Annotated in this window: 13 protein-coding genes; 7 read left to right on the top strand and 6 right to left on the bottom strand. The window is 46.7% G+C overall.

Annotated elements, in window-relative coordinates:
* Entirely contained in the window at positions 1-843 is an 843-nt protein-coding gene (locus PG915_RS17920; RefSeq protein ID WP_353499779.1) for a 3-keto-5-aminohexanoate cleavage protein, read from the top strand.
* A gap of 62 nt (positions 844-905) precedes the next feature.
* Complete coding sequence (locus PG915_RS17915; protein ID WP_420884633.1) at positions 906-1,862, top strand: TAXI family TRAP transporter solute-binding subunit; 957 nt, start codon at positions 906-908, stop codon at positions 1,860-1,862.
* A 241-nt stretch (positions 1,863-2,103) separates the two neighbouring features.
* Here the strand turns inward: PG915_RS17915 and PG915_RS17910 are convergent, their stop codons facing one another.
* The gene (locus PG915_RS17910; protein WP_353499777.1) at positions 2,104-2,571 is read right to left on the bottom strand and encodes a DM13 domain-containing protein; all 468 of its coding nucleotides are present in this window, start codon (positions 2,569-2,571) and stop codon (positions 2,104-2,106) included.
* A gap of 175 nt (positions 2,572-2,746) precedes the next feature.
* Here PG915_RS17910 and PG915_RS17905 point away from each other — a divergent pair, with 175 nt between their 5' ends.
* A complete protein-coding gene (locus PG915_RS17905) occupies positions 2,747-4,783 on the top strand; it encodes a hypothetical protein (protein ID WP_353499776.1) in 2,037 nt (678 codons plus the stop codon).
* A gap of 304 nt (positions 4,784-5,087) precedes the next feature.
* Complete coding sequence (locus PG915_RS17900) at positions 5,088-6,029, top strand: LysR family transcriptional regulator (protein WP_353499775.1); 942 nt, start codon at positions 5,088-5,090, stop codon at positions 6,027-6,029.
* A gap of 24 nt (positions 6,030-6,053) precedes the next feature.
* Here the strand turns inward: PG915_RS17900 and PG915_RS17895 are convergent, their stop codons facing one another.
* The 4 genes from PG915_RS17895 to PG915_RS17880 all read right to left on the bottom strand — a co-directional run bounded on the left by PG915_RS17895 (position 6,054) and on the right by PG915_RS17880 (position 9,442).
* A complete protein-coding gene (locus tag PG915_RS17895; RefSeq protein ID WP_353499774.1) occupies positions 6,054-7,052 on the bottom strand; it encodes a zinc-dependent alcohol dehydrogenase family protein in 999 nt (332 codons plus the stop codon).
* 91 nt (positions 7,053-7,143) lie between these two features.
* Positions 7,144-7,923, bottom strand: a complete 780-nt coding sequence (locus tag PG915_RS17890) for a glycine betaine ABC transporter substrate-binding protein (protein ID WP_353499773.1) — start codon at positions 7,921-7,923, stop codon at positions 7,144-7,146.
* Positions 7,924-7,974: 51 nt separating this feature from the next.
* On the bottom strand, positions 7,975-9,060 hold the full coding sequence (locus PG915_RS17885) for an L-dopachrome tautomerase-related protein (RefSeq protein WP_353499772.1): 1,086 nt from the start codon (positions 9,058-9,060) through the stop codon (positions 7,975-7,977).
* Positions 9,061-9,151: 91 nt separating this feature from the next.
* The gene (locus PG915_RS17880; RefSeq protein ID WP_353499771.1) at positions 9,152-9,442 is read right to left on the bottom strand and encodes a putative quinol monooxygenase; all 291 of its coding nucleotides are present in this window, start codon (positions 9,440-9,442) and stop codon (positions 9,152-9,154) included.
* A gap of 280 nt (positions 9,443-9,722) precedes the next feature.
* On the opposite strand from PG915_RS17880, the gene PG915_RS17875 reads away from it, so the two are divergent.
* Positions 9,723-9,923 carry a hypothetical protein gene (locus PG915_RS17875; RefSeq protein WP_353499770.1) on the top strand — a complete coding sequence of 67 codons (201 nt, stop codon included), beginning with the start codon at positions 9,723-9,725 and terminating at the stop codon, positions 9,921-9,923.
* A gap of 45 nt (positions 9,924-9,968) precedes the next feature.
* A complete protein-coding gene (locus PG915_RS17870; RefSeq protein ID WP_420884632.1) occupies positions 9,969-10,622 on the top strand; it encodes an endonuclease III domain-containing protein in 654 nt (217 codons plus the stop codon).
* Between the two features lie 176 nt (positions 10,623-10,798).
* Here the strand turns inward: PG915_RS17870 and PG915_RS17865 are convergent, their stop codons facing one another.
* Positions 10,799-11,080, bottom strand: a complete 282-nt coding sequence (locus tag PG915_RS17865; RefSeq protein ID WP_353499768.1) for a hypothetical protein — start codon at positions 11,078-11,080, stop codon at positions 10,799-10,801.
* Between the two features lie 309 nt (positions 11,081-11,389).
* Between PG915_RS17865 and PG915_RS17860 the strand changes: the two genes are divergently transcribed.
* A complete protein-coding gene (locus tag PG915_RS17860; RefSeq protein WP_353499767.1) occupies positions 11,390-11,788 on the top strand; it encodes a hypothetical protein in 399 nt (132 codons plus the stop codon).
* The last annotated feature ends 197 nt before the right edge of the window (positions 11,789-11,985 follow it).

Genomic DNA, 11,985 nt, shown 5'->3' with positions numbered 1-11,985 from the left:
ATGACTGCCCAACCATTTTCTGAGTCGGCGATCATCGTGGCACCCAACGGGGCTCGTAAAACCCAACGCGATCATCCTAATCTTCCCTTGGAGCTGCCAAGTATTATTGATGAAGCCATCGCGTGTCGAGATGCTGGAGCGGCGATGGTGCATTTGCATGCCCGCGACAAACAAGGTCGGCACTCGCTTGAGCTTGACGATAATCTCCCTCTCTACCGAGGGCTAAAGGAGCGGGTGGGTGACACGCTTCTAGTGCAACTGACCACGGAGGCTGTCGGTCTGTATCTTCCAGAGCAGCAGAAGGCCTTAATTAAAGCAATCAAACCGGAAGCCGCGTCTTTTGCGCTTCGAGAGCTGATTCCTGATGAGCAGCACTTAACATCGGCGAGTAGCTTCTTTCATTGGGTCGCAGACCAAGGCATCATCTCGCAATATATCCTCTATGACGAACAAGACTTACAGCACTATTTGCGATGGTTATCGCGCGGATTGTTGCCCAATTACCACCATCATTTGTTATTAGTATTAGGGCGCTATCGCGACGGGCAGTTGGCGCATCCGCAGGATCTCGCTCCTATGTTGAGATCACAATTATTTGAACTGGATCACCGTTGGGCGGTGTGTGCCTTTGGTCATTTTGAACATAACTGTTTGACGGCTGCTATGCTTATGGGGGCTGACGTACGAGTAGGGTTTGAAAATAATCATTATGACAATCAGGGTGCTATCGCGGAAAGCAATGCTGTTTTAGTGACTCAACTTGTCGATACGGCGACAGCACTCAACATCAAACCAATGACAACAGAAGAATTAAAAAACCATCTCACTTCGGCCGGTTGTTAAGGAGTACACCGGTCAGGATACCTACGACAGGAAAAGGAATAATTATGACCAAAATAAAGACCATGTTAACTGTATCTGCTGTTTGTATGGCAATGGGCGGCGCTACCCTCGCGCACGCCAAAGACCAATTTGTGACAATTGGTACTGGTGGTGTAACAGGCGTCTATTATCCTACTGGAGGGGCGATTTGCCGATTGGTAAATAAAGACCGTAAAGATCATTCGATCCGTTGTTCTGTGGAAAGCACTGGCGGTTCTATCTACAACATCAACACCATTAGAGCCGGTGAATTGGATTTAGGTATCGCTCAGTCAGACTGGCAATATCATGCCTACAATGGTACTAGCAAATTTGCTGACGCTGGCGCTTACAAAGACCTCCGTGCGGTATTCTCTATTCACCCAGAACCGTTTACCGTGGTCGCGCGTGCCGATTCTGGAATTGAGAAGTTTGAAGACTTAAAAGGCAAGCGAGTGAACATTGGTAACCCAGGCTCTGGCCAACGCGGTACGATGGAAGTACTTATGGACGGCTATGGCTGGGGTAAGGATGTATTTAAATTGACCTCTGAGCTGAAAGCCTCTGAGCAATCTAAAGCGCTTTGTGACAATAAAATCGATGCAATGATCTATACCGTTGGTCACCCTAGTGGCGCTATCAAAGAAGCAACAACTTCTTGTGACAGTAAGCTAGTAACCGTTGACGGCTCTGTGGTTGACAAGCTAGTGGCAGACAACAGTTTCTATCGCGTTGCAACAGTACCAGGCGGTATGTACAAAGGTAATCCTGAAGACACGATGACCTTTGGTGTCGGTGCGACATTTGTTTCATCTACCGCAGTACCAGAAGATGTGGTGTATAACATCGTTAAGTCTGTGTTTGAAAACTTTGATGATTTCAAGCGCCTGCACCCAGCATTCGCCAACTTGAAGAAAGAAGAGATGATCAAAGATGGCCTATCGGCGCCATTACATCCAGGTGCTGAGAAATACTACAAAGAAGTGGGTCTACTTAAATAGTCAAATGGCCTTATAAAAGTTCAAACCCAACGCTTATGCGTTGGGTTTGTTGCTTTGGGGGAAAGCAAAAAAAGAGGCAATACAAAACGGTATTGCCTCGAGTTACACACATAACACAAGTTCTAGGTGCTTAAGGCCAAATCATAATGCGCCTAGTTGCGTTTGGTTTTGTCAGTAAACAGTGAGCGAAATGTCAACGTCATTGGCAGTTGGAACCGCTCTCACAGTTATTTTTGGGACATCATTTTAGCTTGGCTGAGGTAATGAACTCGCCAAAACTTTCACACCACACAATAGCCGTATTGTATTGAGTTAAATCGGTTTGTTCTGGAAGTGTCAGCAAAAAACGATCGAAGGTTTTTACATCTCCCACTTGAAGCATGGCTGCTTTGTTGGCGACAAACTCTGCCTCTGTTTCAATGAAAGTAGGTGAGAGGTACAGTTTGTAATCGGCTCCCGGAGCGAGTTCGCCGATAAACATTGCACTCTCACCGGAAAAGCTGATTTTACCTTCGCCCCAATGTAGAAAGTCACTGTCTTCTCGTTCTTTGCTAAATTCTCCCTGATATATAATGGCTGAGGTTTGCGACTCAATTGCCTCAATCGATGGTGAGTCTGGCTGAGTGAGAATAGGTAGAACATAGATTCCCAACATAAAACCAGCAAACAATGCTGCTAAGTGAGTAAAAAGTAATAAGACACGTTTCACAAAGATTCCCTTCTAATCTAAAAACGGATAATACCTAGAGGTAACTCTAGTACAGCGGTGAACTGATTGATAGCCATCAATACAGAGGTTACTTAGCGGTCTCTCGTCACTTCTGCGATGGTATTTCCTGTGATAGTTAGCAGGCTATCCTATACTTGTTGCTAGGAGGATTGCTATGAAAATCAGATTGTTAATCAGTGGTATCGTCACAGGATTGGCCAGTTCCTTGATTGGGCACCAGGTCGAAGCTGCGCCATCCATGGGTTTGGTTTTACCTGGTGGTTGGCAAGCTTGGGGTAGTCGCGCAAAAGAGATCCAACAATGGGAATCACAGAATAGCGATATTGTATTTGGCAGCTTGGGTACGCCAGAGCTAAACAAGCAGACTACGGCTCTTGGCTACATGTACAGCCAGAAACTGGATTGCTTTGCTGGTGAACAAGAAGCGTGGCTTCATCGACAACTGTGGCAGCAAGGCGTTAACCCAGAGCACCTTTATCTGCATGCTTCTCAAGAGACGCACTTAGCCTATGAAAATCTATCTGAAAAGGCGCAGCAATTTCTCGACGGAAAGCCACTTCATATGATGGTGAAAAAGGGCACGGTGCTCAAGACTGCACGATTGCCGCTAAAGCTGTCTATAAATGAAGAGCTCATTGTCGTCACCTCCCTGCCTTTTATGGCTATCAATGTACCCTCTAGCGATACACTATCGATTAGCCTTGCTAGGCCAGAGCAAAATAGTGCGCCGATAAGTGAGTGGCAGCCTTTGAGTATTGGTGAGCCGACTGTTACAGGTTCTTTGTCACGTATTACCATCGAGCAGCAGATGCTAGCAGTTGCTCCTTGGCTTGGCGAATATCATTTCAATACCGGCCATCGTGCACTCGATTTAGATATGCCCGTGTATATGGTGCGGTTGAGTTGGTCAAAGCCGCAGAGTATAGATGCGTTGTCTGTTGACTATGGTTTGCGTCAGGAAGCGAAACACGTGGAGATACCGGGTTGGGATTGGCGTAATGATACCAATGGCGATGGGTATTTGGATGATAACGAGTATCGTCAAAGAGTAAATCTAGAAGCGCAAGCGCGATACGCTTCACAAGCTCGCCTTATCCCCGTAGGCAATATGTGGCTCGGGACCTGCTGGCAGCGCACTAACTTTTCTCACCCGTCAGCTAATCAGGCACATATGGATTGGTATAAGTATGATTGGCAGCGGCAGGGACTGAGCGGCGCCTACAACGATGATATGGCAAAGCTGCTTGGTAGTAATCAATATCAAGTGCTTAAAGGAGGTGCTATCACCGAGTTGCCAGGCAAGGTCGGCACTGATGAGGCTGCCTTGAATTATGCTGGGCAAATGGCGAGCTTCCTCTCACAGCTCAAAGACCATATACCTAACACGCAGCTGGCAGCGAATATCTCTGAGTTAAACTTGTGGCGCTACCCACAATGGACGCCCGAACTCAGAGGTGTCTTCGATGTTTGGCTTAGAGAGCATTACCTGTATGCGGCAATGGGAACGGATGCACTTCGCGAGCGTTGGGAGCACTTTGCTCTCTCTGCTATGGGAGACGAGAGTCTTGTCATGACCACGACCCGTTTTGGCCGCAGCGAGCTAGATACCCAAAATGAGCTGGCATGGCAGCAAGACATTGCCACGGGACTGGCACTCTATTACTTGTTCCATATACCCAAACAAACCCACTATCACAGCTGGAATCAAACTTTTTATTACAGCAGCAATCCAACCGATAACAATAACTGGTACCAAAGTGGCGCGGTTAAAAATCAGGTTTATCGTCCGACCGAAATGCTCAGCTACGATTTAGGTGAGCCTATTAACGAGACCGACTCCTCATTTGATTGGTTAACGCAAGATAGAGTTGAAGCTAAGCAAGTTGAGCAACTCCTTCAATCCAAACCATCAGGGTGGTTTTGGCTTGACAGGGGGAATTGGCTCTGGCGTTCAAAATACAAAGCTATTGGCCGTCGGTTTGAACATGGATTGGTGGTCTATTTCGCTGGTGAATCACGCGCAGAAACTAAGGTGTGGAGTGATGAGCCGATCTGGAATGGCGAAAGGCAAACCATTGCATTGCCAGCTCATTATCAACGCGTGAATTGGGATGGCAGCTTAGCTCCCAAGAGTGATCAAATTGAACTTCGTCCATATGAGGGAGCGGTGCTGATATTATCGGGTGAGTAACGCTTGAGTAGGGTAGTCTAGGGCATTAGGTTTTTAAAAGAAGTGGTTATGAAAGGAGTCCGTTAAGCCTCATTTTCGAGTGGTGACGTGTTGAGCTCATCGTTAGAAGGGAGTAGTTCACAGACTTGAGCTTGTACAAAGTTCGAAACTTTTTCAAACTGACTTTTAACCGGTGTTGTTGTTCTTGGTTTTGATAACTAACGTGTTGAATTAGGGTGAGCTTCCAGTTTTAGAATCACGACTATTCTTGAAGAACCTAGGTTAGAAACTATATTGAAAGGACAAATTTAAATGGAAGTGCACCATGCTCCTGAACGATCTTCTGGTAGTAGTGAAAGTAGCAGAGCTTCGTGGTATCACTGCGGCCGCTAACAGCCTTGATATGCAAATGGCCACCGCGAGTGCAGCCATCAAAAGGGTCGAAAAATATCTTGGTGCGGAGCTGTTTATTCGCTCAACTCGACAGCTTCGCCTATCTCCGGCAGGGGAGCGTTACCTACCACAATGTGAACAAGCGTTGCGGCTGCTCGATTCAGCTCATCTGAGTATTAAAGAGGATACCGATGCTCTATTTGGGGAGGTTCGCATCGCCATGTCGTCGGATCTTGGGCGCAACGTAGTGCTGCCTTGGTTAGATGAGTTTCTAAATGACCATCCTCGAGTTCAGCTGCGCTGCAATATCAGTGATAGCAATATTGATTTCTATCGCGACTCTGTGGATGTCGCTCTTCGATATGGTACTCCAAACGATTCTAACTTGTATGGTTTTAAAATCTGTGATGTGCCGAGAGTTATTTGTGCGGCTCCAAGTTACATTGAGAAGAATGGACTTCCAAATCATCCTGAAGACTTGCATCGCCACAATGGCCTGTTCTATCAACTTCAAGAAACTATTCAAGATGAGTGGGTTTTCAGCAAAGAGCATGATGCCCTAAAGGTTAAGCTGACGGGAAATCGGGCGTCGAATGATGGTGATCTCGTGCGTAAGTGGTGCGTTTCGGGGCATGGCTTCTCGATCAAGTCATGTTTAGACATGGCCGACGATCTACTAAACAATAGAGTCGTCAACCTTATGCCTGATTATACCCCTACCGGAACAGACCTTTGGCTCGTATGCCCAAGCCGTCAGTGTATTACGCCGACAGTGCGGGTGTTGCGAGATTACTTTCGTCAGCGGACACACAGTACGCTATCCGCCCTCATTGAGCGTGGCATATTAACCTCAAAGGCATTGCACAAATTGTAATCCCACCTCTCCCTTCGAGTGGTGTCAGGTAACCTTTATTACCACTTTACCCATGTGTTTACCCGATGCTTGATAATCGTAGGCGAACACAGCCGACTCAAATGTAAAGGTCGTATCTATAATAGGGTGGATGTTGTGTGCACTTAGTGCTTTGTGCAAGTTCGTCTGCATGGCTTTGCTACCCACATAAATCCCAAAAACCCTTAGGCTTTTGCCCATGATAGGGAGAGGGTTAACTTTTGCATCCAGCCCTGACAGCACGCCAATCAGGCTAATAACTCCGCCAACTTTGACTGCGGTCATCGACTTTTCCAACGTTCCGGCGCCCCCTACCTCAAGTACCATATCGACACCTTTGCCACCTGTGAGGCTATGTACTTCCTGCTCCCAGTCAGGTGTTTCTCGATAGTTGATGGTGTGTGTCGCGCCCAACGACCGAGCCTGCTCTAGTTTTTCATTAGAACTTGACGTGACAATGGTGCTGATCCCATGAGCTGCGGCCAACTGCAGTGCGAAAATTGACACACCGCCAGTGCCCTGGAGCAGTACTGTCTGGCATTTTTGTAATGGCTGCGCATGTTCAAACATGGCATGCCAAGCGGTCAGTGCGGCACAGGGCAGCGTTGCCGCTTCTTCATAATTAAGGTGATCGGGAAAAATGATAAAACTGTCTTCATGTCCCACAGTTTCATGAGCTAGCATGCCATCTGTGGTGCCGCCTCCGCGAGCGACCTGCTGGATTTCTTGGTTGATAGACCCGTCTATCCAATTAGGAAAGAACAAACCAACCACACGATCGCCAACCTTGAGGTTTTTGACCTCGTCTCCTATTTCGACCACTTCACCTGAACCATCTGAGAACGGGACAACCTCTTCATTGGCGTAACGCAGATTTAAAATATCGCGATAATTGAGGGAGACAGCTCTTACTTTGATCCTTACCTCATTGGCTTTGAGCGCTGCAGTTGTCATTGAGCTAGCTTTAAGCTTATTCTCACCCGGCTGAATCGTATATTTCTTCATAACTGGCTTCCCTTGGGCAATGTCACGCCATAATCAGCGGTCTCGGGATCGGCGACCGCCTAAATACCATTATTTGTTCAAAGCTGAGTAATCACGACTGTGAATTCAACCAGTCCTGTGTTACCTCATCTAGGTCCTTTCCCTCTCGGCACACTTGATAGTCGAGGGCGGCAATGATGTCATTTGAAAACCTGAGTTTATCGAGAACCTCCAATTGCTCAGGTGTGAACAGAGCGGCTCTATCTTGTCGCAGTAAAAGAACAGCGCGATCCACTACGCCGAGCAAGCCCTTAGGGTCAGCTATTTCTCTAATCGTGTACTTATAGTGCAGAAACTGTGGCTTCCAGAGTGGCACGACTATCCATTCCTTGTTTGCCACGGCTCGCTCGTAGGTTCCGAAACAATCCTCTTCAGAGCCCGTATGGAAGCGATAGCCAGCCTCTTGCAATCCATACTCTTCGAGCATTTTTTTAGAAAAACGACTGATGCCAGCCCCTGGATTAATGCCTTGAATGTCGTGCTTCATTTTAGAAATTACATCGTCTTTTAGAAGGTCACTGACTTGTGAAACTGACGACTCAGGTACGTAATCAGGTACTCCCCACAGCGCATATGGCTCGTAATGGAGGCCTAGTTCTAATAGCGGCACCACCGTTTCTACCTCTTCTTTACATGCGCCGTGACTTGATGGCAACCAAGCGGAGGAAAGCATGTCCACTTTGCCGGCCTTTAACTGCGCAAAGTTGTCTTGGTGTGGGGCATAATGACGGGTAACTTCAAACCCCATGTCATTCAAAGTATGAGTGACTAACGAGGCGGCCACATGGTGAAACGATAGATCGGTAACCCCGATGGCAATACTCGGTTTCATAGCGATTCTCCTGATTTGCAGTAACTTAGGTCATGTAAACTAAACTGGGTCTTAATCGAGCTTGATGCGCAGAACGTGGTAGGGTTTGGATGAGCCTTCTTTGCCTTGGTTTAGTGCTGGGTTGAGATTCAACGAATTTTGGGTGAGATAGAGATATTGCCCTTGTATTGAAAAGCCGTCAGCCCAAGAAAGGAGCTTGTCGTCTTGAGCAAAGATTTGATATTGACCATTGCGTACTACACCTATGGCATTCTTTTCAACATCACCAACGTAGATATCGCCTCCAGCGCTGATAATCATGCCGTCACTTGGACGCTTCTCACTGTAGAACTCTATTGTTGAGGCGAGTGACTGCTCCGACATTGTTTTATCGGCCAATGCCTTTGCAGGGATACGATAAATGACACTGCCATTCACCGTACCAAAATAAACCCACTCAAAATCACTATCGATAGTGATAGGGTTCAGCCCCAAATAAAGGGCATCAATGGTGCCGTCTTCGCGTTTCGCCGCCATGAGGTTTCCGTCGATGTCAACATTGTGTTTCGGCGCTAATAATGCGGGGTTTGACGTGAGAACACGTCGTGATTGCCCTGTCTCTAGGTCGACAATCACGAACGCAGGCGCTGGTTCACCCGCCAAGTTGCCCAGTGTCGTGTCGGCGACATACATTAGGTTTCTTTTAGTGTCCAAAGCAAAATCTTGCAAGAATGAGTTAGCGACGACGACGTCTTTGCTGATCTCAATACGTTTATATAAACGGTCGCTGACACTATCCCATGCTACGACTTGGGGGGCAGATGTAGCGCTGCCCATATCGAGTATCCAAACAACGCCATTAGGTGTGCTATCGATGCCTATCACAGACGCAAAGCCGACCTCACCTTGTTCGGGACCATCTGACCAATCTTGACTAGGAAACGCCGCTGCTGTGCCATCTTGGAGTAGCTCGACAACGCGAAGCTCCGGAGCGTCTAACGGTTGCATAGATAGAAAAGTACGACCCTGTTCGGTGACGGTAATGTTACCCGGTCGGGTTCCATTCATTTCAGCTACGACTTCAATATCAGCAGCGAGGGCTGAGTTGAGAAGCGAGACACTGGCAAGTGCTAGGAGGATATGGGTAGCTCTGCTCATAATTTGTTCCTGTAATATTAGCAGCCTCGCGGCATAGCTCACACGAGAGCAAGTCACTCAAGGGCAAGGCTGGGATGTGAAACCACACGATTTATCCAATGTGAGTCATCTCGTTGATAGTGAAGGACTCTACTGCCCCCTCTGTCGCTTTGAGGTAATCCGATAGGTGTTTGTTGCCCATGTGTATCTGCCAGAGCTCGCGTGACTCCCAGTTTTCATAGAATACAAAATGAGCTGCGTTTTCATTGTCTTGGTGTAGGTCGTAATTGATGCAGCCTTGCTCGGCACGCGTGATATCAATGAGTTTGAGTAGCTCTGCTTTTACAAGGTCAACTTGGGCGGCATTTGCCAAAATGTTTGCAACGATGGTTAACTTGGTCATTTGAAACACCTCTTGTTCAATGTGGCGGGGAGATTGATGCCCCAATTGAAGTTAGACTCAGCTAGTTCACTTTGCCAATAGCCAGGTTTGAGATAGTCTCAATCAAGAATTGAGAATGCTGGGTCTTGGTGCGCGATTGCAGGGAAGGCGAGATGAAACTTGCACTAACGAAGAGTAAAACGAATGCTTTTGCTACTAGTGTGGTGATGTTTAGTTTCGCCAAATGCATATTCTGCACTATTGTTGATGGTGAGGAATGTAGAGTAAGGAGCGTTAAACCATGGTCACAAATAAACAGCGGGTAATAGAGTTGCTTGTAGCTACGAAGTACGGTGTTTCTGCCTCTGAAATGCCCACTCTTATTGATGTTCCAAAAGACGAAGCTTTGGGTATTATTAACGAGCTCATCTCAGAAGGTGAGAATATTCATTCTCTGGGCGATGGCAGAGTTTGTACTTTATTCTATTGGTGTCATCGATGAAACGGTTACGCCTCACACTCGCGAAAAGTGATGTCTGTGACAGTGATGTCTTCCGATGAAGCGCTTCGTATACGTAGGCTTTTCTCAAAGCTGGAGCAACATTATGGTTGGTTTGACTGGTGGCAAGCTCAAGAACCCTATGAGGTAATGCTTGGTGCAGTTTTAGTGCAAAACACTAACTGGCAAAATGCCCAGAAGGCGTTGGACAACCTAGCGCCATACCTATCGCCAGAATGCATTGCAGCGATGGAATTAGAGAGTCTGGCTGAAAAGATACGGCCAAGCGGTTATTACAATCAGAAATCCCAAAAAATCAAAGCCGTTTCAGAGTGGTTTAGTCGATACCACTATGACATTGCATCAGTGAGAGAATGTTCTCTGGAGCAATTGCGACCAGAGCTTCTGTCTATCAAAGGGGTCGGCGGGGAGACCGCGGATGTGATTTTGACCTATGCCGTCAAGAAGCCATCCTTTGTCATTGATGCCTATGCTCGGCGAATCTTATCTCGTTATGGGCACGCTGTGCCAAGCTCTTATGAAGCCTTCAGGGCTCAAATGCAACACGTATTTCCTCCAGATACCAAGCGCTACGCCTACTATCATGGTCTTATGGTGGAACATGGTAAAGAGTTTTGTAGGCCCAAGCCGAATTGTGCTGTCTGTCCTTTGGGGAATAATTGTAAAAAGATTGGAATTTAGTTTCTGCCGCCATTAAATATCGACGAAGAATAAGTTGAACAGATACAGAAACAGTCCTAGGCGGCATAAGGCCGAGAGGTTCTGTCTTTTACCATGACCCGCCCTTTATCTTGAATAGATAGGGTTCGCAGAAGCGGTAGCAGGCATTGAACCCTGCTACCTTTTCAAATTTGTGACTAGCTTTGATTCTCTAATGTTAGTTTTCGCGTAGCAAGATAGCGAATATGAATCAAATCAGCAGGTGTTATGTCAGCGAGATGGCAGATCATCGAGGGTGTCATGCCGTACGCGACAAGATTCTCCCAGCTTTGATAAGCGCGTTCTATATATTCCAACTCCTGTCGATTAGCGGCGGCGACTCCCTGTCTAACATTTCGCATCTGTGTACCGATCCAGATTGGCGACGCGTGAGCATTGTCTTGATGAAAGTGCTCATAAGGGTTCAGTGTCGTCATCATTTTCTCTTGTTTAGGATTCGCTGAGCAGAATAACTACCTAATCACTTTAGATATAGGCAGCCATATTGGTTTTTATCATTAATCATATTTATGCTTCCTGGCTAACGTCGAGTCGTTTTTTATCGCCATGGCGCTAAATGGTAAGTACCAAAATTATCCAGCCCTACAATACGCTCCATCACTTGGTCGTAGACACTATTGAGAGGCCATCGCTGTTAGTAAAAAACTTTTCGCAGCAAATGACATAAGTGTCCGACTTTCATAAACGAGGATTGAACCGCTTGGGATGGCTTGATTGAGGCAACGACTTTGAAAAACACATTCATCACGAAATTAGCATTGCCAACCACTGGTATTCTGGCACTTACAACAACCGCACAAGCGTTTGAGTTGGGTGCAGATACAAGACGCGGTGTGACCTTTCAGTTCGATAAAGTGATAGTCGGTGTAAAAGACAACTATGTGAATGGTGGTTTCGCTTTTCTAGAAAAGCCAATCTCTGCGGAACATAACATCAGCTGGTTTGTTGAAGGTGGTGTCGGTTATAACTGGAACAGCGAACGTGTTGATGTGCATGCCCCTGTTGGTCTGCGCTGGGAGCCAGTAAAAAACCTAGATGTCGATCTATTTGCAACACCGGAAGTTAAATTTAACGATGGTGCGGATGTCGGAGTAGGTGTGGACTTAGGTGTATCTTGGAAGTTCTAAACCTGATGGCTCTATAGCAGATAGCTCTATTGCAGATAGCAAAGAGGCAATACATAAAAGTATTGCCTCTAGATGTTTGTAGTCAAAGTAATGTTTGTTTAACCGTTACTTAATCGATGACTTATCGTCAAGTATGTTGCTCACCAAAGTCCCCACTTGCCTAGCTAACAATTAGGCCAAAGCGATGGTGTCAAATT

This window comes from Vibrio sp. CB1-14 (assembly GCF_040412085.2).
Classification (GTDB): domain Bacteria; phylum Pseudomonadota; class Gammaproteobacteria; order Enterobacterales; family Vibrionaceae; genus Vibrio; species Vibrio chaetopteri.
This window is presented reverse-complemented; position numbering and strand designations above follow the sequence as displayed.